We start from the raw sequence: 21,020 nt of genomic DNA, 5'->3' as shown, positions 1-21,020 counted from the left end.
CACCAGAGTCCGCCGGACGGCTTACTCCCAGAACTGATGAGGAACGCGATGAGCGCTAACCCCACCGACAACGCGATGCGCCGGGCTCTGGCCAGGGCCCGCGACGGCAAAGCTCTCGATACCGCCGAAGCCACCGTCCTGCTGCACGCCCGGGACGAACACCTGGAGACCCTCCTCGACCACGCCGGGAGGGTCAGGGACGCGGGCCTGGAGGCGGTAGGACGACAAGGGATCATCACCTACAGCCGCAAGGTCTTCATCCCCCTGACCCGGCTCTGCCGCGACCGCTGCGGGTACTGCACGTTCGCCACCGCGCCGCACAAGCTGGAAAGCCTGTTCCTGAGCCCCGACGAGGTGCTGGAGATCGCCAGGCAGGGCGCGGCGATGGGGTGCAAGGAGGCGCTGTTCACCCTGGGCGACCGGCCGGAGGACCGCTGGCACCAGGCCCGCGAGTGGCTGGACGCGCACGGCTACGACGACACGCTGTCCTACGTCCGCGCGATGGCCGTGCGGGTGCTGGAGGAGACCGGGCTGCTGCCGCACCTGAACCCGGGCGTGATGACCTGGCAGGACCTGCAGCGGCTCAAGCCGGTCGCGCCCTCCATGGGCATGATGCTGGAGACCACCTCGCGGCGGATCTTCGAGGAGAAGGGCCAGGCGCACTACGGCTCGCCCGACAAGGACCCCGCGGTGCGGCTGCGCGTGCTGGAGGACGCCGGGCGGACGAACGTGCCGTTCACCAGCGGCATCCTCATCGGCATCGGGGAGACGGTCGAGGACCGCGCCGAGTCGCTGTTCGCGCTGCGCAGGGTGGCGCGCGAGTACGGCGGCATCCAGGAGATCATCGTCCAGAACTTCCGCGCCAAGCCCGACACCGCGATGCGCGGCATGCCGGACGCCGACCTGCAGGAGCTGGCCGCCGCCATCGCGGTGACCCGGCTGGTGCTGGGGCCGAAGATGCGGGTGCAGGCCCCGCCGAACCTGGTCGACTCCGAGTACGAGCTGATGATCAGGGCGGGCATCGACGACTGGGGCGGCGTCTCGCCGCTCACGCCCGACCACGTCAACCCCGAGCGTCCCTGGCCGCAGATCGACGACCTCGCCGCCCGTACGGCCGCCGCCGGGTTCGCGCTGCGCGAGCGGCTCACCATCTACCCCGAGTTCGTGCTGGCCGGGGAGCCCTGGCTCGACCCGAGGCTCAACGCGCACGTGGCCGCCCTGGCCGACCCGGAGACCGGGCTCGCCCGCGAGGACGCGGTCCTGACCGGCCGCCCCTGGCAGGAGCCGGACGGCGGCTTCGTCTCCGTGGGCCGCGTCGACCTGCACACGGCCGTCGACACCGAGGGCCGCAGCGCCGACCGCCGCGACGACTTCGACGACGTGTACGGCGACTGGGAGGCGCTCAGGGAGCGCCTGCCCGCCGCCTCCTCGATCGTGCGGGGTGACGTCCGGGAGGCGCTGAGGCAGGCCGAGAGCGACCCGGCGGGGCTGAGCGACACCCAGGCGCTCGTCCTGCTGGACCTCGCCGGGGACCAGAACGGGGTGGGCGCCGACGACACCGCGCTGGACGAGCTCTGCCGGATCGCCGACGGCCTGCGCCGTGAGGCGGCCGGCGACGAGGTCACCTACGTGGTGAACCGGAACATCAACTTCACCAACGTCTGCTACACCGGCTGCCGTTTCTGCGCCTTCGCGCAGCGCCGTACCGACGCCGACGCCTACACCCTCTCGCTGGAGCAGGTCGCCGACCGCGCCTGGGAGGGGTGGCAGGCCGGGGCGACCGAGGTGTGCATGCAGGGCGGCATCCACCCCGACCTGCCCGGCACCGCGTACTTCGACATCGCCAGGGCGGTGAAGGCCAGGGTGCCGGAGATGCACGTCCACGCGTTCTCGCCGATGGAGGTCATCAACGGCGCCAGCCGCACCAACCTGTCCATCGAGGACTGGCTGGTCGCCGCCAGGGAGGCGGGCGTCGACTCGCTCCCGGGCACCGCGGCCGAGATCCTCGACGACGACGTCCGCTGGGTGCTGACCAAGGGCAAGCTCCCCACCAGGGAGTGGGTCGAGGTCATCTCCACCGCGCACCGGGTCGGCATCCCGACGACCTCCACGATGATGTACGGCCACGTCGACAACCACGCGCACTGGGTGCAGCACATCCGGCTGATCCGCCGCATCCAGGAGGAGACCGGCGGGTTCTCCGAGTTCGTGCTGCTGCCGTTCGTCCACCACAGCGCGCCCATCTACCTGGCCGGGATCGCCCGCCCGGGGCCGACGGCGCGGGAGAACCGGGCCGTGCACGCGCTGGCCCGCGTCCTGCTGCACGGCGCGATCGCCAACATCCAGTGCTCGTGGGTGAAGCTCCAGGACGGGCTCTGCCGCGAGGTGCTGGTGGGCGGGGTCAACGACCTCGGCGGCACGCTGATGGAGGAGACGATCAGCAGGATGGCCGGGTCGGAGAACGGCTCCTTCAAGACGATCAGCGAGATCGAGGCCATGGTCGCCCCGACCGGGAGGCCGATCCGGCAGCGGACCACCTCCTACGGCGTGCCGGACGCCGAGCGGGTGGCCGCGGCCAGGGCGAGCGACGGCGTCTGCCGCAGCGTCCGCCCCAACGCCCTCCCGCTGCTCTCCCTGGAACCGTCGGCGCCGTCGTGAACCGTCGGCACCTTCGGCAAAGTTATAACGAGTTCTACATCGGTCCGCCTTTCGTGAGAGGTTCGTTGGCACAATCGTCATTCCTGTGTAGTCATCTGTAGCGGGAGGTCCGGGTTTGTCCTCCTCCGGTCGACACCGTGTGGCCGCGGGCATCGCGCGACGCCGGCGTCAGGCACGCCTGCGCCTGTCGATGGCGGCGGTCGCTGTCGCGGTCGCCCTGGTGGGCGGTGCCGCCCTGGTGTCCGGCCGGGTGGGGGACTCGTGCTCGGCCCGCGACCCGGTGCTGGTCGGCGTCGCCGCCGCCGTGGACATCGCCCCGACCGTGATGGCCGCGGCGGGGCGGTTCAACCGGAGCGGGGCGGGCGTCGACGGCCGGTGCGTGCTGGTGCAGGTGACCGAGCAGCCGCCCGCCACCGTGCTGCGGACCCTGCTCGGCGGCACCGCGGGGGTGCTCAGCAGGCGTCCCGACGGGTGGATCTCCGACTCCTCGGCCTGGATCCGCCTCGCCCGCAAGCAGGGCGCCGCGGACCTGGCCGGGACCGAGACCGTCGTGGCGAGCTCGCCCCTGGTCTTCGCCACCCGCAAGTCCCTGGCCCAGCGCTTCGCCCTGGGCAGGACCGACATGAACTGGCGGATGGTCTTCCCCGCGACCACCCGCGGCCGGATCCGGCCGAACGAGAACGAGCCCGACGTGGTCCGCGTCCCCGACCCGTCGCTCGCGGGGGCCGGGATCGCCACCGTGGCCGCGGCCAGGGACGTGGTCGGCAGCGGTCCCGAGGCCGACCGGGCGCTCACCGCGTTCGTCCGCTGGGCGCAGGCGGGGTCGGCGCCCGACTACCGGAGCCTGCTCGCCACCGTCGACGACCGCTCCTTCTGGAAGCGGCCGGTGGTGATCGTGCCGGAGTCGGCGGTGTGGGCGCACAACCGCCTGCCCTCCGACGACCCGGTGGTGGCCCTGCACCCCCGCGAGGGGACGATCAACCTCGACTACCCGTACGTGGTCACCTCCTCCGACGAGGCGAGGGCGAGCGGGTCGCGGGCCTTCGCCGCCTGGCTGCGCTCCCCGGAGACCCGGGAGGCGGCCCGGGGGGCGGGTTTCCGTTCGCCCGACGGCTCCCTGGGCCCGTACTCACCCGGCCCCGAGATCCCCACCGAGGCGCCCCGCACCCGCCCGACCATCCTGCCCGCCATGATCGACGAGGCGCTGGAGGCGTGGAGCAGGCTCGCCCCGCCGACCAACATCCTGGTCATGACCGACACCGGCAGGCACATGGCGGAGCCGATCAGGGGGCAGAAGGGCAAGACGAGGCTGACCGTCGCCCTGGAGGCCGCCAGGCTCGGCCTGCAGCTCTTCCCCGACTCCACGCACATGGGCCTGTGGGACTTCTCCTCGGCCAAGGGCCCGGACCAGCGCGAGCGGGTGCGCATCGGCCCGGTCGTCGAGCCCGACGGCGGGCAGGTCGTCCGGCGCGGCCGCCTGGAGGAGCTGACCCGCACCCTGCGCGCCGCCCCCAAGGAGCCCAGCGCCCTGTACGACTCGATCCTCGCCGGGTTCCGGGAGATGACGAAGGTCTACGACGAGGACATGAACAACACCCTGGTCGTCATCACGGCCGGGAAGGACGACGGCAAGGGGGTGTCCGGCGCGGACCTGGTACGGACGCTGCGCGAGGAGTGGGACCCCGAGGCGCCGGTCCAGGTCGTCGTCCTGGCCTTCGGCACCGACCTCGACCGCGCCGCCCTCACTCAGGTCACCTCCGTCACCAACGGCTCCCTGCACGTGGCCCAGCGCCCGGAGGAGATGATCGACGTCTTCCTGTCGGCCCTCGCCAGGCGGCTGTGCCACCCCACCTGCCGCGCCCCCGCCTGAGCGTCGTCCCCGATCCGCCAGGCATCACGAAATATGGTGCCTTATTGGGACGTAGCACTTACGATCTCTGGTGATCTAGAGAGAGGCTGGGCGTGTGAGCGAGGCGAGTGCCGGGGGCGGCGGGCAGCGGCGGAGGCTGCTCATCGAGCGGGCCAAGACCTACACGGAGATGGAGCGCTTCGAGGAGGCGGCCGCGGACCTGACCGAGGTGCTCGGGCTCGCCCCCGCCGACGACGTCGCGTGGGCCAACCGGGGCGAGCTGTACCGGAGGATGGGGCGGTTCGAGGAGGCCCTCGCCGACTTCGGCCGCGCGATCGAGATCGACCCCGAGTACGCGTTCGCGATCGGCAGCCGGGGCCAGGCCTACGCGGCGCTCCGCCGGCACGCCGAGGCCCTGGCCGACTTCGACCGCGCGATCGAGCTGACCCCGGACCAGGTCTGGCTGCTCGGCGACAGGGCGAGGCTGCTGCGCACGCTTGAGCGGTACGACGACGCGGAGACCGACCTGATGCGGGCCATCATGCTCGCCCCGGAGGACGCCGACCTGTACAACGCCCGCGGCGACCTGTACTACCAGATGGACCGCTACGCGGACGCGCTCACGGACTTCTCCCACGCCCTGAGCATGGAGCCGAACAACGTCTGGGCGCTCGTCTCGCGCGGGGAGACGCACCGCATGACGGACGCGTTCGACGAGGCGCTCGGGGACCTGAACCACGCCCTCCAGCTGGAGCCCGACAACGACCGCGCCCTGGCGAGCCGCGGGGCCGTCCTGCACGAGCTCGGGCGGAACGAGGAGTCGGTGGCCGATCTCAGCAGGGCGATCGAGATCGATCCCGAGTACACCTGGGCCTACATCCGCAGGGGCGAGGTCCTGCGCTCCCTCGGCCGCTACGAGGACTCGCTGGTCGACATCAACCGTGCGATGGAACTCGACGGGAACGCGGAGGCCTGACCCGCCGGGACCGGGCTCCGGACGGGAGCCCCGGCTCCGTAGGGGGCCGGGTCCGAGCGAGTCCGAGAGGGTCTGAGCGGGTCTGAGCGGGTCCGTGCGGGTCCGTGCGGGTCCGAGCAGGTTCAAGCGGGTCCGAGAGAGACCCGGCCCCGCCGGGGCCGGGCTCCGGGTGGGTCCTCTAGCGGACGACGATGAAGTCCGCCGCCCGCCTGGGGGCGCGATCCCTGGGCGGGGCGGCGGGGTGGCCGATGGCGACGGCGCCCATCGGGTCCCAGCCGGCGGGCAGGTCGAGGACCTCGCGGACCACGTCGCGGCAGAACATGGTGGACGACACCCAGGCCGAGCCCAGGCCCTCCACCGCGAGCTGGACCAGGAAGTTCTGCACCCCCGCCCCGGTCGCGACCACGAACATCTCCCGCTCGGCCGCGTTGCGACGGTCGTCGCGGTAGGTGTGCGAGCCGTCCATCACCAGGCAGGGCACCGCCAGGTACGGGGCCGCGCGCAGCACGTCGCCCCGCCTGATCCGCTTGGCGATCGACTCCTCGGAGAAACCGTCCCCCCGCAGGTCGGCGACCCAGGCGTCCCGCATGGCGTCGAGCAGCTTCTCGCGGGTCCCGGCGGACTCCAGCAGGACGAACCGCCACGGGGTCGTGTGGTGCGGGGCGGGCGCGGCGATCGCGGCGTCGACCGCCCTGCGGACCTTGGCGCCGTCCACGGGGTCCGGGGAGAACTCGCGGACGGTCCTGCGGGCGAAGAGCACGTCGCGCGAACCGTACCGGAACATGTCGTCGGCGGACGGGCGCAGCAGCTCGCCGACCCCCGGCCCGTCGTCCTCGGTGGTGTACTCCGCGAGACCTCTGATCACCGCCACCGGGGTCTGCGCGACCTTGCCCTTGACCAGGTCCCCGGCCGCCGCGAACTCGTCGGCGACCGCGGTCAGGGTGACCTCCAGCGCGTTGCCGTGGTCGTCGGACATGCCCCGGTAGTCGAGCGCGGGGGTCACCCCCGCGAGGCCGACGGCCATGTCGGTCTGGCCGTTGCGCCACGGGCGGCCGAAGGTGTCGGAGACGACCACGCCGACCGACACGCCGAGCAGCTCCCTGACGCGAGCCCTGACGGCCGAGGCGGAGGCGTCCGGGTCGGCGGGCAGCAGGACGACCGTGCCGGGACGGGTGTTGGAGGCGTCGACCCCGGCGGCGGCCATGACGAACCCGTGCGACGTCTCGGCGATCACGGTCTCGCCCCGGCGGGCCACCACCCGCCTCGTCTCCGCGCCGACCGCCTCGGCGCGGGTCACGTCGCGCAGCACCCGGCCCTCGGCCTTGCTGCAGATCTTCGAGGTGACCACGAGGACGTCGCCGTCGCGCAGGTCGGGCAGGGCCGTGGCGATCAGCTCACCGACGTCGTCGCCCTCGCGCACCTCGGGGATGCCGGGGACGGCGAAGATCTCCACCCTGACGTCGGCGGGCTCCTCCTGACCGCGCCTGAACCGGCTCATCGCGCACTCTCCTCACGGGCCGGGGAGGACTCCTCGTACGGCGCGGGAGGGGCGGTGTCCCGGCCCGCGAGCCGTACGGCCAGGTCCAGGGCGGCGCGGGCGATGCCGGCGGCGGCCTCGACGTCGTGCATGATCAGCGGGCGGGCCTCGACGGCGACGCCGCCGAGGGCCACCCCGGCGTCCTCCTCCGCGACCAGCCAGCCGTCGACCAGCGGCGTTCCGTACAGTTCGAGGACCGCCTGCGCGGTGGTCTCCACGCCGATCGCGGTCAGGCAGGCGTCGGCCATGCCCCGGACGGGGGCGCCGCCGACGATGGGCGAGACGCCGACGACGGTCTTGCCCTCCAGGGCCTCGCGGATGCCCTTGATCTGCAGGATCGTGCCGATGCTGACGACCGGGTTGGACGGCGGGAGGATGACCACGTCGGCGGCGGCGACGGCCTCCAGCACGCCGGGGGCGGGGGAGGCCTCGTCCGCGCCGACCAGGATGATCTGCTCGGCCGGGACCGAGGCGCGCAGCCGCACCCACCACTCCTGGAAGTGGACGGCGCGGCGGCCCCGCTCGTCGGAGATGACCACGTGGGTCTCGGTCCTGTCGTCGCTCATCGGGATCAGGCGCACGCCCGGCCGCCAGCGGGCGCACAGGGCCTCGGTGACCGCGGACAGGGGATATCCGGCGTCGAGCATCTGGGTGCGCACGATGTGGGTGGCGAAGTCGCGGTCGCCGAGGCCGAACCACTGCGGCTCGACGCCGTAGGCGGCCAGCTCCTCCTTGACGACGTGCGACTCCTGCCGCCGCCCCCAGCCCTGCTCCTCGTCGATGCCGCCGCCCAGCGTGTACATCACGGTGTCGAGGTCGGGGCAGACCCGCAGGCCGTAGAGGCTGATGTCGTCACCGGTGTTGCCGATGACGGTGATCTCGGAATCGGGGGCCGCGGTGAGGAGGCCCCGCAGGAAACGGGCGCCGCCGATGCCGCCGGCGAGGGACACGATGCGCATGGCGTCCAGTGTTCCACTAGGCCGCCGAGCCTGTTGGCGGGGTGTCCGCGGGCGGTTCACAGTAGTCTTTTCATGATCGTTATGACGGGTGTCCGCGGTGGCCGGATCGCCTGATTGGCCGCCCGATATGTGCACTTATAGGGTGCAATGGAGCACTTATGGGGTTGGTGGGCTTCCTGGGACCACCGGCAACAAAGTCAGCCATGTGCAAAACTGACCCGGGTTTACCTAAAGACCCTATGGGGGTAGTTGTGATCAATGTCGAGGCAGTCCGGCTCCGGGAACCGGCGGCGTGGCTCATGGTCGCCGTCGCGTCCGCGAGCGTTCTCGTCGGCATCGAACGCCTGCTGGTGGGGGGTGGATCGTCCTCCTTCGCCGAGCGCGCGGCGGACTCCCTGGGACGGCTCACCTCGCCGGTCAGCGTCGCGCTGCTCGTCGGCGGCGTGCTGCTGGCGACCAACCTCGGCCCGGTGATCCAGCGGCTGAGGACGATGGCCCTGGTGGTGGCCGGCACGCTCGGGCTCTCCGTGGTGTTCGGCCTGATCTGTGTGTTCGGTGGGTTGTTCGGTGGGGTGGAGGGGTTCCTGGGGAAGGTCGAGTTCCTCCTCGTGCACCTGCCCGCCCTCGCGTTGAGCGCGGTCGCGCTGCTGTACGTGCTTCCGAAGGCGGTCCCCGCGACCCCGCGCGACGGCGGCTTCGGCCACTTCCCCGAGCAGCAGGACCAGCGGTACGCCTACGGCCGGCAGCCCGTCCCCCCGCAGGGACAGGCGCCCTTCCAGGAGCACCCCCAGGGCCCGCAGGGCGCGTACCCCCATGCCCAGGGCGGCGTCCACCCCCAGGGCCCGCAGGGCCCTCAGGGTCCGCAGGGCCCCGGTGTCCAGGGCGTCCAGGGTTCCCAGGGGCCTCAGGGGCAGATGCCCCAGCAGGGCGTTCAGCACCCGCAGGACCAGGGCCCGCAGGGTGGCCACGGCTACCCGCAGGAAGGTGCGCCCGTCCCGGCCCCGCAGCCCCCGTACAACCGCCCCGCCCTCCCGCCCGCGCCCGCGCACAGCTCCGCCGGAGCCCCGGAGGGATACGGGCAGTCCGTACCGCAGACCGGTGACGGATACTCCCAGGCCCCCTACGCGCCGCCCGCCGAGAACCAGCCCTACGCCTCCCAGGCCGGTCCCTACCCGCAGCAGCCGGAGTCCCAGGGCCAGGGACAGGGGTACGCGCAGCCGGAGCCGCAGGGCTATCCGCAGGCGCCGCAGCCCGCCGCCCCGGCGGCGAGCTACACCCCGAGCCCGTACGTCGCGGCGGACGTCCAGCCCCCGGCCCCGGCCAAGCCGTACGACCCGCCGGCCGCGGCCTACGACCCGCCGGTCTACGCCGCCCCGGTGGAACCGCAGGCCCAGACGGAACCCCGGCTGCCGAGCTACCCCCAGTTCCCGGACTCCTCGTCGTACGGACAGCCCGACTCGTCCTACGGACAGCCGGACCCGTCGTACGGACAGCCCGACTCGTCCTACGGACAGCCGGACCCGTCGTACGGACAGCCCGAGCCGTCATACGGGCAGCCCGACCCGCAGGGCTTCGGCCAGCAGGCCGAGCCTCCGGCCTCCCCGGTCTCCCCGGCCTCCCCCGCCTACGGGCAGGAGTCGCAGTCGCCGGGCTCCGGGCGGCACTCCAGCCCCCAGCTGCCGAGCTACTCCCAGTACTCGGAGTCCTCGTCCTACGGGCAGCCCGACCCGCAGGGCTTCGGCCAGCAGCCCGACTCCTCCGCGTACGGCCAGCGCTCGGACCGGTCGCAGCCCGACTACGGGCAGAGCGCCTCCCCAGGGTCCCCCGGGCAGATCGACCCGCTCTTCGGCCAGCAGGCCGAGCCCCCGGCCTCCCCGGTTCCCCCGGCCTCCCCGGTTCCCCCGGCGTACGGGCAGGAGTCGCAGCAGCCGGGCTCCCGGCGGAAGTCCGAGCAGCCGGAGTACCCGCAGCCCGACTCCCAGGGATACCAGCGGCCCGAGGCCCAAAGCTTCGGCAGGCAGCAGGACCCGCAGGGCTTCGGGCAGCCGGACCCGCAGGGCTTCGGGCAGCCGGAGTCGCAGTCGCCCGGGTACGGCCACCAGCCCGAGTCGCCGGCCGACGGCCGCCAGGGCCAGCCGCTCGACGCCCAGCCGCGCCCGCCGTTCGACGGCCAGCCGCCGCAGTCCTTCCCGCAGCCGCCGGAGAACTACGGCCAGCCGTTCAGCGGCTACTCGGGCGCGGAGTTCGGCCGCCAGGCCGAGCAGGGCCCGGCCTACTCCGCGCCCGACCCGGTGGACCTCAGGTCCCAGCAGATGGCCCAGGCCTACCAGCAGGCGGAGAGCTACCAGCAGCAGGCCCAGCAGGGCGGCACCGAGCCGCGGCTGCACGTTCCCGATTTCGGCTCGTCGAGCTACGAGGGCCCGTTCGGGCACCCGCAGACCCCTCAGGCGCCCCAGCCCGCCCAGAACCCCCAGTCCGCGCAGAACCCCCAGCCCGCACAAAGCCCTCAGCCCGCCCAGAACCCTCAGAGTCCCCAGAACCCCCAGAGCCCCCAGGCTCCCCAGTCGCCGCCCTACCAGTCCCACCAGTGGGACCCGCAGTCGGAGGCGACGCTCCGGTTCGACCCGAACGCCTACCAGGGGGACCCGCTGAGCGGTCCCGCGCCCGCCGCCAGGACGTGGGACTCGCAGCCGATAGACCCCACGGCGATCTACAAGCCGGAACAACGCCCAGGTCAGGTCACGGATGAGGAAACCCCGGATAGAGAGAGGGTGGGCCCCGGTCAGGATCAGAACATGTCCTGGTACGGTTCCGACCGCCGAGAGCACTGAGCCCCTGGCGGTCGAAGCGATCACCTGGTGCAATTGCCGTCGTGGCAGGCACACGACCCACAACCGGGGAGAGCAGGTCTTTCCCCGGATACCAGCATGCCGCTTGACGCCACACTAGGCACGCGCGTGTAATTACACACGTGTTGTTACGCCTTCCTCTGGGTGGGTAAGGGGGAGGCGTTCATAGGGGGGCTCCAATTTTGCGGGCGTGCGGCAGGGAGGTGTGCAGTGGCCGACCTGGTCATCGCACAGGAGAGCATCGCTGAAGAGCAGCTTGGCTGGCAGGAGCGCGCCTTGTGCGCGCAGACCGACCCGGAGGCGTTCTTCCCGGAGAAGGGAGGGTCCACCCGCGAGGCCAAGAAGGTTTGCCGCTCCTGCGAGGTGCGTGCCGAGTGTCTTGAGTACGCACTCGAGCATGACGAGCGGTTTGGAATCTGGGGTGGGTTGTCGGAGCGTGAACGCCGCCGGATCAAGCGCGAGGCGGTCTGAGCCGTCCGCGAGCGGATGGCCGCAAGGCACGACCGCGCCGGGATCCGGACGGACCGGACGCCCGAGCACCGAATGAACGCTATGAACACCGACGAACACGATGAACGACACGAACACCGGTCGACACCGACGGGCACCGAGAAAGCACACCGGTAGCAGCACGCCGGAGGAGTGCCGAAGACGGTCGAGCGGTCTGACGGAAGTGTGTGGCGCCTCTCCGGGGCGCTTGACGAATATGTCCATGGGGTCACGTGACCGTCGGTCACGTGACCCTTTTTTCGTGCGCGCGACCAGGTGTAAGACATAGGCAGACAGAGGGTGCCGTATCGTTGTCGCGCCGATCACCACCACTCCTGAACACGGGACGTATGTCCATCACCGACTCCCCGCGCCCCCAGCACACCGTCACCGCGATCGTCGTGTCCCACGACGGATCCCGCTGGCTGGGGGAGACCCTGGAAGCCCTGCTCAGGCAGACCCGCCCGGTGGACCGGGCCGTCGGGGTCGACAACGGCAGCAGGGACGGCAGCGCCGCGCTGCTGACGGGCGCCCTCGGCGCGAGGGCGGTGCTCACCCTGCCGCGCTCGACCGGTTTCGGCGAGGCCGTCGCCGAGGTCCTCGACCGCCTCGGCCCCGGCGGCGGCCGGGAGTGGATCTGGCTGCTGCACGACGACTGCGCCCCTGACGTCCACGCCCTGCGGCTCCTGCTGGAGGCCGCCGACGCGGACCCCAAGGCGGCGGTGCTCGGCCCCAAGCTCCGCGACTGGCTCGACCGGCGGCTCCTGCTGGAGGTCGGCGTCACCGTCGACCGCACCGGCCGCAGGGACACCGGGCTGGAGCCCCGCGAGTTCGACCAGGGGCAGTACGACGGGACCAGGGACGTGCTCTCGGTCTCCACGGCGGGCATGCTGATCCGCAGGGACGTCTGGGAGGAGGTCGGCGGGCTCGATCCCGCGCTGCCGCTGTTCCGCGACGACCTCGACCTGTGCTGGCGCGTCAGGACCGCCGGGTACCGCGTGCAGAACGTCACCCGGGCGATCGCCTGGCACGCCGAGGCCGCCACCCGGCGGCGGCGCCGCATCACCGCCAGCGGCGACCACCCCCGCCGCCTCGACCGCCGCAACGCCCTCTTCGTCGTCATGGCGAACCTGCCCGCGCGCCCGCTGCTGTGGGCGCTGGTACGCAACGCCTTCGGGTCGCTCTTCCGCACGGTGCTGTTCCTGGTGGCCAAGCAGCCCGCCAACGCGCTGGACGAGTTCCTCGCGTTCGGCTCGGTCTTCGGCCACCCCGTCCGGATGATCAAAGCCCGGCGGGCGCGGGCCAAGGGCAGGAGGCAGGGGTACGCGGCGGTGAGCAAGCTGCTCACCCCGTCCGGCGCCGGTTACCGGCGGCTCGTCGAACGGGGCCAGAGCTACCTGGCCGGGGGCGGGTTCGTGGCGTCCGAGGGACGCCACCACGCCGTGGCCGCCTCGCCGGACGCGCAGGAGGACGGTGAGGAGCTGCTCACCGACGCCGGGGTGATGCAGCGCGTCTTCGGCAACCCCGGCGTGCTGCTCTTCCTGGCGCTCGCCGTGGTCACGCTGGTGGCCGAGCGCGCGGTGACGGGCGGGGCCAGGCTGGGCGGCGGAGCGCTCGTCCCGGTGATCGGCGGGGCCTCCGACCTGTGGGACCTCTACAACGAGAGCTACCACCAGGTCGGCCTGGGCACCGACGCGTGGACCCCGCCCTACGTGGCGGTGCTGGCCGTGCTCTCCACGCTGCTGTTCGGCAAGACGTGGCTCGCGGTGTCGCTGCTGCTGCTCGGCTGCGTGCCGCTGGCGGGGATCTCCGCGTACGCGGCCACCCGGTCGATGATCCCCGGCCGCTGGACCAGGGTCTGGCTGGCCTCCTCGTACGCCCTCCTGCCGGTCGCCACCGGCGCGGTCGCGGCGGGGCGGCTCGGCACCGCGGTGGTCTTCGTGCTGCTGCCCGTCTACGCGGCGCTCGCCACCACGGTGCTCACCGGGGAGCGCCGCCGCGCCCGCCGCGCCGCCTGGGGGCTGGGACTCCTGCTGGCCGTCGGCACGGCCTTCGCCCCGCTGGTCTACCCGCTCACCGCCATCCTCGGCGCGCTGGCGGCGCTGGCCTTCCCGCGCAGGGGCGTCGCGGTCTCGATGCTCGTGGCGTTCGCCGTACCCGTGGCCCTGCTGTTCCCCTGGCTGGCCCAGGTGGTCGCCGACCCCGGGCAGCTCCTGCTGGAGGCCGGGCTGCACCAGCCCGCGCTGGTCGACCCCGCGCTGCCCGCCGGGTCGCTGCTGCTGCTCAGCCCCGGCGGTCCCGGCATGCCGCCGCTGTGGGTGACCGGCGGCCTGCTCGCCGCCTGCCTGTTCGCGCTGCTGATGCGCCGCAACCGGATGGTCATCGCGGTCGGCTGGGGCGTCGCGCTCTTCGGCGTGCTGGTGGCGATCCTGGTGAGCAGGACCACCGTCACCTCGATCAACGGCGACGTCGAGGCCCCCGCCTGGCCGGGCGTGCCGCTGGCCTTCGCCGCCACCGGCATGCTCGTGGTGGCCGCCCTCACCGCCGACAGGATCGTGGAGTTCCGGGCGGCCGGGGGGCTGCGCAGGATCACCGCCTTCGGCGTCGTGCTGGTCGCGTTCTCCACGCCGTTGCTCGCGGCGGGCATGTGGATCGCCAAGGGCGTGGACGGCCCGCTCCGCGGCACCGTACGCGACGTCGTGCCCGCCCTCGCCGCGGAGAACTCCGCGGGCGGCGAGCGGACCCTGCTGCTGCGCGCCTCGCCGGGCGGCCTGCTCTTCACCGTGCTGCGCGGGCGCACCCCGGTGATCGGCGAGGCCGACATCCCCGTCCCCGACGGTCCCAGGGAACTGGTCCGGGTCGCCGCGGCCGGGCTGGTGTCGGGCAGGGGCGGTGACGACGCCCGGGTCCTGGCCGCCCACGGCGTGCGGTTCGTCGTGGTGACCGCGCCCGTCGACCCGGAGATCAGCCACGCGCTCGACTCGCAGCCCTCGCTGGCGAGGATGAGCCTGTCCCGCGCGGTCGGGGTGTGGCGGCTGACCCAGCCGATCGCCCTGCCCGAGACCCCGCCCGGCGACCCCTGGCACGGCCGCTGGCTCTGGGCACAGGCCGTGATGCTGCTGATCGTCCTGGTCCTGGCCGCGCCCGGTTCGCGGACCGAGTCCGACGAGCCCGCCGTCGCCCAGGACCTCCCCGAGCCTCGCAGAGAGCTGGCCGCCCGGTGAAATCCCTGATCGAGAATCGGTTCAGCCTGCTGGTGCTGGTCCTGGTGGCCCTGCTGGCCCTGTACGGGGTCGCCTACGCCACCCAGCCGCCGGCCGTCGCCACCCCCGCGCCCGGCTTCGAGAAGGTGCCCGTCGCCTCGGTGACGGCCGTCTGCCCGGCCCCGGGCGACACCGCCGTCGGGGTGGTCGCCCCGCCCGGCAGCCGGGAGCCGGGCTCCGCGACGCTCGTCACCGGGGACAAGACCCTGGCCACCGTCGACGCCCCCGGCCGTCTCTGGCACGACGAGGTGCCGGCCTCGTCGCCGCCGCTCGTCGTCGCGGCGAACGGGAGCATGGCCGCGGGCCTGGAGGTGGCGCAGACCCGCAGGGAGAAGTCTGGCGAGCAGTGGGGACTGGCCGGGACGCGCTGTGCCGAGCCGGTGGCGAGCACCTGGCTGATCGGGCCGGGACCGGCCGCGGCGGATGTCACGCTGTACCTGACCAACGCCGACCTCGCCCCGGCCATCGCGGAGATCATGGTCTACACGGGTGAGGGACCGGTGTTCGACGACACCGGTGGCGTGTTCACCCTCAAGCCGGGGCAGAGCCGCACGATCAAGGTCCTGGACCTCGCGCCCTCGGCGCTCGTCCTGGCGATCCAGGTCCGTACCAGCTCGGGGCGGGTCACCGCCGCGGCGCGGGCGCTCATGAACGACGGGCACGGTGTGGACTGGCTGCCGGTCTCCGCCGCCCCCGCCACCCGCGTCGTCGTGCCGGGCGTCCCCGGCGGCGGCGGGAGGCGCGAGCTGCTCGTCGCCTCCGCCGAGGAGGTCGACACACTGGTGGAGGTCAAGGCCCTCACCCCCGAGGGGACGTACGCGATCCAGGGCCACGAGCTCGTCGAGGTGCCCGCGGGTTCCGTCGCCTCCCTCGACCTGTCCGCCGGGATCGGCGGCCAGCCGTCCGCGCTGGTGCTCACCTCGGAGACCCCGATCGTCGCCGGGCTCGTCGCCACCGGCACCGGTTCGAAGACCGACGTGGCCTTCACCGCCGGAGCGGCCCCCCTCGACCTGGGCAGCGTCGTCGCCGACAACCGGGCGGGCGGCAAGGCGAGTTCCCGGCTGCTGCTGACCGCGCCGGACGCGGCGGGCGCGGTCAGTGTGCAGGTGGTTTCGCGCGAGGGCGAGGCGCACGAGCCGTTCCAGGTGGAGATCTCCGCCTCGCGGACCAAGCAGGTCACCCTCAAGAAGGTGGACGGGCCCTTCGCGGTGGTCGTACAGCCGCTGCCCGGCTCGGGACCGGTCTACGGCGGGCGCGTCATGGACGAGCGGCTGAAGGGCGGCCTGGCGCTCACCGTGCAGCCGCTGGCCCCCGCCCGCATGTGGGCGCTGGTCCCGCCGATCGCCGAGTCCGCCGCGACCGTCCTGCCCTGAGAACCGTCCTGCCCTGAGAGGGGCCTGGGGCGGTCGTGGGAGGTCGCGGGCGGCGGGTCAGTCGTGGTCGTCGAAGCCGGGGTCGACCGACTCGGGGGAGAGGCCGAACAGGCCCGCGACCTGCTCCACCACCGCCTCGTGCACCATCGCGCCCAGGTGGTCGCGGTCGCGTGCCCTGCTCTCCAGGGGACGGCGGTAGATGATCACGACGGCCGGGCGGGTCCCCGCGGCGGGCTCCGCCCGCCCGAACGGGATGGGCTCGCCGGTCAGCAGCCCGGGGCCGTCGCCCAGCTCGCTGATCGGGGGGACCTCCTCGACCGCGAACTCCACGGCCGACAGCTGCTTGGCCCATCGGGGCTTGAGCCGGTCGACGGCGTCCAGGACGAGGTCGTCGAACCGCTCGCTGCGGGCCTTGGCGATCGGCACGTGCGAGGGCGCCAGCGGGCCGCGCAGGCCGCGGCCGTGCCTGTCGCGCCTGCGGGGAGAACGGGGTCTGCCGGGTGCCGGGCTCACGGCCCCAGCTTAGACGCGACCCGGACGGAGACGGGAGGTGCCGGTGGCCGGAGCGTGGCCGGGGCCGGGGCAGGAGGTGCCGGTGGCCGGAGCGTGGCCGGGGCCAAGACGCGAGACGGTGGCCACCGGGGCGGCAGTGAGCGCCGTGACCGGAGCGGGGACAGGGGGAGCCGTCACGGCGGGTCCCCGGGTGAGGGGAGGGGCCGTGACGGGGGTGTGGCCAGGGGAGGCAGTGACGGCGGGGGCGTGGGCGGGGGGAGGTGCCACCGGGAGGCGTGCGGACAGGAGGTGTAAGCCGTACAGGCGGGTGGAAGCCGGGACACGTGTCCGAATTGTGGCGACACGCTCGTTAAGAGCGCTCAGATAGTGGCGCCCCGGACGCTTACCGGATACGGTCCCACCGTGAGCCCCGTCCGCCGCTGTTCCCGCACCGCGTGCAGTCAGCCTGCCGTTTTCACGCTCACGTACGTCTACGCCGATTCGACCGCTGTTCTCGGGCCCTTGGCGACGTACGCCGAGCCGCACTGTTACGACCTGTGTGCCGAGCACGCCGAGCGGCTCACCGCCCCCCGGGGCTGGGAGGTGGTGCGCCTGCCGACCGACGGCGCCCCGCCGAGCACCGACGACCTCGAGGCGCTCGCCAACGCGGTCCGCGAGGCGGCCAGACCCGCGCCGAGCGGGGGCACCGAGCCGGTCGGCCAGGGGGTCGAGGTGGGCCGCCGAGGTCATCTGCGGGTGCTGCGCTCCGCCCAGCCCCAGCGCGACCGCTGACCCTACTAGGCTGGGGGTCACGAACACGACGCAAGGGGTGGAGCTGGAGTGGGCGACCTCGCCAAGATCTTCAAGGCGTACGACGTTCGTGGCGTCGTGCCGGACGAGCTCGACGAGGAGACCGCCGAGGCGGTCGGCGCGGCCTTCGTCGAGGTGACCGGTGCCGAGACCGCCGTCGTGGCGCACGACATGCGCGAGTCGTCGGTGCCCCTGGCCGCGGCCTTCACCCGGGGGGCGACCTCGCGGGGGGCCGACGTGATCAACGCGGGCCTGGGCTCCACGGACCTGCTCTACTACGCGAGCGGCAGCCTCGGCCTGCCCGGGGTGATGTTCACCGCCAGCCACAACCCGGCCCGCTACAACGGCATGAAGATGTGCAGGGCGGGCGCCGTGCCGATCGGCGGCGCCACCGGGCTCGTCGAGATCCGCGACCGGGCCGCCGCGATCCTGGCCTCGGGCACCCTCGGCGGCCAGGGCGGCGGGACGGTCTCCGGTCGCGACCTGCTGCGCGGCTACGCCGACCACCTGCGCACCCTGGTCGACCTGTCCGGCATCCGGCCGCTGCGGGTCGTGGTCGACGCGGGCAACGGGATGGGCGGGCACACGGTCCCGACGGTGTTCGAGGGGCTGCCCGTCGAGCTGACCGCCCTGTACTTCGAGCTCGACGGCACCTTCCCCAACCACGAGGCCAACCCCATCGAGCCCGACAACCTGCGCGACCTGCAGAAGGCGGTGCTCGACGTGGGCGCCGACATCGGGCTGGCCTTCGACGGCGACGCCGACCGCTGCTGGGTGGTCGACGAGCGCGGCGAGTCCGTCTCCCCGTCGACGATCACCGCGCTGGTCGCGGCCCGCGAGCTGGGCAGGCACCCCGGGGCCACGATCATCCACAACCTGATCACCTCCAGGGGCGTTCCGGAGATCGTCGCCGAGCACGGCGGCCGCCCGGTCCGCACCCGCGTGGGCCACTCGTTCATCAAGGCCGAGATGGCCGAGACCGGCGCGGTCTTCGGCGGCGAGCACTCCGCCCACTACTACTTCAAGGACTTCTGGTTCGCCGACTCCGGCATGCTGGCCGCGCTGCACGTGCTGGCCGCGCTGGGCGAGCAGGAGAAGCCACTTTCGGACATTCTCTCCGAATACACTCGTTACGTTGCCTCCGGGGAGGTCAACAGCACGGTCGCCGACCAGGGCGCGGCGACGGAGCGGGTCCGGGAGATCTTCGCCGCCCGCGACGGCGTCACCTTCGACGAGCTGGACGGCCTGACCGTCTCAGGCCCCGGATGGTGGTTCAACCTTCGACCGTCCAACACAGAGCCGCTGCTCAGGCTGAACGCCGAGGCGGCCGACGAGATTCAGATGGCAGCGATCAGGGACGAGGTCCTTGCTGTCGTGAGGAGCTGAACGAGTGAAGATCGACGACTGGCTGCTGGAGATCCTGGCCTGTCCCAACTGCAAGTCCCCCCTGCGAGCCGAACCCGAAGTCGACGAGCTGTCCTGCACCTCCGCCTCGTGCGGCCTGGTCTACCCGGTCCGGGACGACATCCCGGTCCTGCTGGTCGACGAGGCCCGGAAGTCGTGAACTGGGAGCCAGATCGGCTCGACGACCAGAAATGGCTGGCCGAGGGCGATCCGGCGGGCATGCTGCGGGCGGTGGCCGACTCCGCCGCGCAGGTTCGAACCTCCCGCAGGGCCGCCCTGGAGTCGGACCTCTCCTCGCTCTCCAGGCACGGCCGGCCCCGGGCGATCGTGGTCGCCGGGGTGGGCGGTTCGGGCATCGCCGGTGACATCCTCAACGTGGTGTGCGGCCACGGGGCCCCGCTGCCGATCGTGACCGTCAGGTCCTACCGGCTGCCCGGCTGGGTCGGCGCGACCGATCTGGTGATCGCGGTGTCGCGCTCGGGCAGGACCGAGGAGACGCTCGCGGTGGCCGCCGAGGCCGTACGCCGGGGCTGCCGCCTGCTCGCCGTCGGCGGGCCCGACTCGCCGCTCCACGCGATCGCCAGGCAGGCGGGAGCGCCGTTCGTGCCCGCCGTGAGCGGCGGGCAGGGGCGCGCCGCGGTGTGGGCGCTGTCGGTCCCGCTGGTCGTCGCCGCCGCCGAGCTCGGCCTGGTCGAGGTCGGCGAGGCGGTGTTCGAGGAGGTCGCCAAGCGCCTTGAGGACCTCGCCCACCGCTGCCGCCCGGCGAGCGAGTCGTTCATCAACCCGGGCAAGTCGCTCGCCATGGAGCTCGCCGAGACCGTGCCGATGATCTGGGGGTCCTCCCCGGTGGCGGCCGTCGCGGCCCGCCGGTGGGCCGGACGCCTCAACACGGACGGCAAGTATCCGGCGATCTGGGGGGAGCTGCCCGAGGCCGGTCACGACCAGGTGGCCGCCCTCGACGGCCCGCTCGCCCAGCGCGACATCTTCGCCGACGAGAGCGGCAGGTCGCTCCGGCTGATCGTGTTGCGCGACGTGGAGGAGCACCCTCAGGTCGTACGGCAGCGGGAGGTGTCGGTGCGGCTGGCGGAGGATCGCGGCGTCCCGGTCACGCAGATCGCAGCGGAGGGGGAACACCCGCTGGAGCGGCTCGCCACGCTGATCGCACTCGGGGACTTCGCGAGTACGTACCTCGCTCTCGGGTACGGGATCGACCCGGCCGTCGTGTCGGCGATCACAGAACTCAAGGCAAGAGTTTCGCAATAGGATCCTTGTCTCGTCTTTCCCGAACAACAAGCTGAGCGGAGGCTGCCGTGAGCGCGGGCGGCGGTACTAAGGCAATCATCGCGGCGTTGGCGGCCAACCTGGCGATCGCCGTGGCCAAATTCGTGGCGTTTCTCTTCACAGGTTCGTCATCGATGATCGCCGAGTCGGTCCACTCGGTGGCCGACTCGGGCAACCAGGCGCTGCTGCTCCTGGGCGGCAAGCGCGCGCAGCGGGCGCGCACGCCCCAGCACCCCTTCGGCTACGGCCGGGAGCGCTACTTCTACGCGTTCGTGGTGGCGGTGGTGCTGTTCACCATCGGCGCGGTGTTCTCGCTCTACGAGGGCTGGCACAAGCTCTCCCACCCGGAGGCCCTGAGGAGCCCCGAATGGGCCTTCGGCGTGCTGATCTTCGCGATCATCGCCGAGTCGTTCTCGTTCAGGACGGCGATCATCGAGTCCAACCGCGTCCGGGGCAACCAGTCGTGGGTGCAGTTCATCCGCCGCTCCAAGTCGCCGGAGCTGCCGGTCATCGTGCTGGAGGACCTGGGCGCGCTGCTCGGCCTGATCTTCGCGCTCTTCGGCGTGACCATGGCCGTGGTGACGGGTGAGCCCATCTGGGACGGCATCGGCACCATCATGATCGGCGTCCTGCTCGCGGTGATCGCGATCGTCCTGGCGATCGAGACCAAGTCGCTGCTGCTCGGCGAGGGGGCCGGGCCCGAGGTCGAGACCCGCATCGCGGACGCCCTGGAGAGCGCGCCCGAGGTGAGCCGGGTCATCCACATGCGCACGCTCCACCTGGGCCCGGAGGAGATCCTGGTCGCCGCCAAGATCGCGGTGGACCACGACGACACGGCCGCCGACATAGCCCGCGGCATCGACGAGGCCGAGCAGCGCATCCGCGCGGCCGTCCCGGAGGCCCGCGTCATCTACCTGGAGCCCGACCTCGACAGGAGCAGCGTCAAGGCCCCGTCCGACCCGGACGGGATCCCTCGCGCGTAGGGCCCCGACGGGCCGTGCCCACGCGGTACGGACCCCGGACACGGGCCCGGACGGAGGACCCCGGCGCGCACCGCCGGGGTCCTCACGTTTTCCAGGG

15 protein-coding genes are annotated in these 21,020 nt (G+C 72.7%); 12 read left to right on the top strand and 3 right to left on the bottom strand.

Annotation, left to right across the window (positions count from 1 at the left end; genetic code table 11):
* The first annotated feature begins 48 nt into the window (after positions 1–48).
* The 3 genes from AC5L38_RS11010 (at position 49) to AC5L38_RS11000 (ending at position 5,483) form a co-directional block, all read left to right on the top strand.
* Complete coding sequence (locus AC5L38_RS11010; RefSeq protein ID WP_495242648.1) at positions 49–2,658, top strand: bifunctional FO biosynthesis protein CofGH; 2,610 nt, start codon at positions 49–51, stop codon at positions 2,656–2,658.
* Positions 2,659–2,848: 190 nt separating this feature from the next.
* On the top strand, positions 2,849–4,528 hold the full coding sequence (locus AC5L38_RS11005; protein ID WP_495242647.1) for a substrate-binding and VWA domain-containing protein: 1,680 nt from the start codon (positions 2,849–2,851) through the stop codon (positions 4,526–4,528).
* A gap of 94 nt (positions 4,529–4,622) precedes the next feature.
* Positions 4,623–5,483, top strand: coding sequence for a tetratricopeptide repeat protein (locus AC5L38_RS11000; RefSeq protein WP_495242646.1), 861 nt, complete (start codon positions 4,623–4,625; stop codon positions 5,481–5,483).
* Positions 5,484–5,661: 178 nt separating this feature from the next.
* On the opposite strand, the gene AC5L38_RS10995 is transcribed toward AC5L38_RS11000, so the two are convergent.
* Complete coding sequence (locus AC5L38_RS10995; protein ID WP_495242645.1) at positions 5,662–6,981, bottom strand: coenzyme F420-0:L-glutamate ligase; 1,320 nt, start codon at positions 6,979–6,981, stop codon at positions 5,662–5,664.
* A complete protein-coding gene (gene cofD, locus AC5L38_RS10990; protein ID WP_495242644.1) occupies positions 6,978–7,979 on the bottom strand; it encodes a 2-phospho-L-lactate transferase in 1,002 nt (333 codons plus the stop codon). Before cofD ends, AC5L38_RS10995 begins: the two co-directional genes overlap by 4 nt.
* A gap of 251 nt (positions 7,980–8,230) precedes the next feature.
* On the opposite strand from cofD, the gene AC5L38_RS10985 reads away from it, so the two are divergent.
* The 4 genes from AC5L38_RS10985 (at position 8,231) to AC5L38_RS10970 (ending at position 15,953) form a co-directional block, all read left to right on the top strand.
* On the top strand, positions 8,231–10,810 hold the full coding sequence (locus AC5L38_RS10985) for a hypothetical protein (protein ID WP_495242643.1): 2,580 nt from the start codon (positions 8,231–8,233) through the stop codon (positions 10,808–10,810).
* A 228-nt stretch (positions 10,811–11,038) separates the two neighbouring features.
* Complete coding sequence (locus AC5L38_RS10980) at positions 11,039–11,299, top strand: WhiB family transcriptional regulator (protein WP_037969494.1); 261 nt, start codon at positions 11,039–11,041, stop codon at positions 11,297–11,299.
* A 368-nt stretch (positions 11,300–11,667) separates the two neighbouring features.
* Positions 11,668–14,541: a glycosyltransferase family 2 protein gene (locus AC5L38_RS10975; protein WP_495242642.1), complete on the top strand. Its 2,874-nt coding sequence runs from the start codon at positions 11,668–11,670 to the stop codon at positions 14,539–14,541.
* A complete protein-coding gene (locus AC5L38_RS10970; protein ID WP_495242641.1) occupies positions 14,538–15,953 on the top strand; it encodes a DUF5719 family protein in 1,416 nt (471 codons plus the stop codon). The genes AC5L38_RS10975 and AC5L38_RS10970 overlap by 4 nt, the downstream gene beginning before the upstream one ends.
* 57 nt (positions 15,954–16,010) lie before the next feature.
* Here AC5L38_RS10970 and AC5L38_RS10965 read toward each other — a convergent pair whose 3' ends face one another.
* Complete coding sequence (locus tag AC5L38_RS10965) at positions 16,011–16,466, bottom strand: metallopeptidase family protein (protein WP_350973096.1); 456 nt, start codon at positions 16,464–16,466, stop codon at positions 16,011–16,013.
* Positions 16,467–16,868: 402 nt separating this feature from the next.
* On the opposite strand from AC5L38_RS10965, the gene AC5L38_RS10960 reads away from it, so the two are divergent.
* From AC5L38_RS10960 to AC5L38_RS10940, 5 genes are read left to right on the top strand one after another with little or no spacing between them, the layout of a single operon-like run.
* Positions 16,869–17,237: a DUF3499 domain-containing protein gene (locus AC5L38_RS10960; RefSeq protein ID WP_329090499.1), complete on the top strand. Its 369-nt coding sequence runs from the start codon at positions 16,869–16,871 to the stop codon at positions 17,235–17,237.
* A gap of 48 nt (positions 17,238–17,285) precedes the next feature.
* Positions 17,286–18,641 carry a phosphomannomutase/phosphoglucomutase gene (locus AC5L38_RS10955; RefSeq protein WP_495242640.1) on the top strand — a complete coding sequence of 452 codons (1,356 nt, stop codon included), beginning with the start codon at positions 17,286–17,288 and terminating at the stop codon, positions 18,639–18,641.
* A 4-nt stretch (positions 18,642–18,645) separates the two neighbouring features.
* Positions 18,646–18,819, top strand: coding sequence for a Trm112 family protein (locus AC5L38_RS10950; RefSeq protein WP_012888128.1), 174 nt, complete (start codon positions 18,646–18,648; stop codon positions 18,817–18,819).
* A complete protein-coding gene (locus AC5L38_RS10945; RefSeq protein ID WP_495242639.1) occupies positions 18,816–19,922 on the top strand; it encodes an SIS domain-containing protein in 1,107 nt (368 codons plus the stop codon). The genes AC5L38_RS10950 and AC5L38_RS10945 overlap by 4 nt, the downstream gene beginning before the upstream one ends.
* A 47-nt stretch (positions 19,923–19,969) precedes the next feature.
* Positions 19,970–20,923 carry a cation diffusion facilitator family transporter gene (locus AC5L38_RS10940; protein WP_495242638.1) on the top strand — a complete coding sequence of 318 codons (954 nt, stop codon included), beginning with the start codon at positions 19,970–19,972 and terminating at the stop codon, positions 20,921–20,923.
* The last annotated feature ends 97 nt before the right edge of the window (positions 20,924–21,020 follow it).

The organism is Streptosporangium nanhuense, assembly GCF_059358815.1.
This window is presented reverse-complemented; position numbering and strand designations above follow the sequence as displayed.

Bases quoted from the DNA above. Each gene is read 5' to 3' on its own strand.
- AC5L38_RS11010 (WP_495242648.1), top strand. From the start codon at position 49: ATGAGCGCTAACCCCACCGACAACGCGATGCGCCGGGCTCTGGCCAGG.
- AC5L38_RS11005 (WP_495242647.1), top strand. From the start codon at position 2,849: ATGGCGGCGGTCGCTGTCGCGGTCGCCCTGGTGGGCGGTGCCGCCCTG.
- AC5L38_RS10995 (WP_495242645.1), bottom strand. From the start codon at position 6,981: ATGAGCCGGTTCAGGCGCGGTCAGGAGGAGCCCGCCGACGTCAGGGTG.
- cofD (WP_495242644.1), bottom strand. From the start codon at position 7,979: ATGCGCATCGTGTCCCTCGCCGGCGGCATCGGCGGCGCCCGTTTCCTG.
- AC5L38_RS10975 (WP_495242642.1), top strand. From the start codon at position 11,668: ATGTCCATCACCGACTCCCCGCGCCCCCAGCACACCGTCACCGCGATC.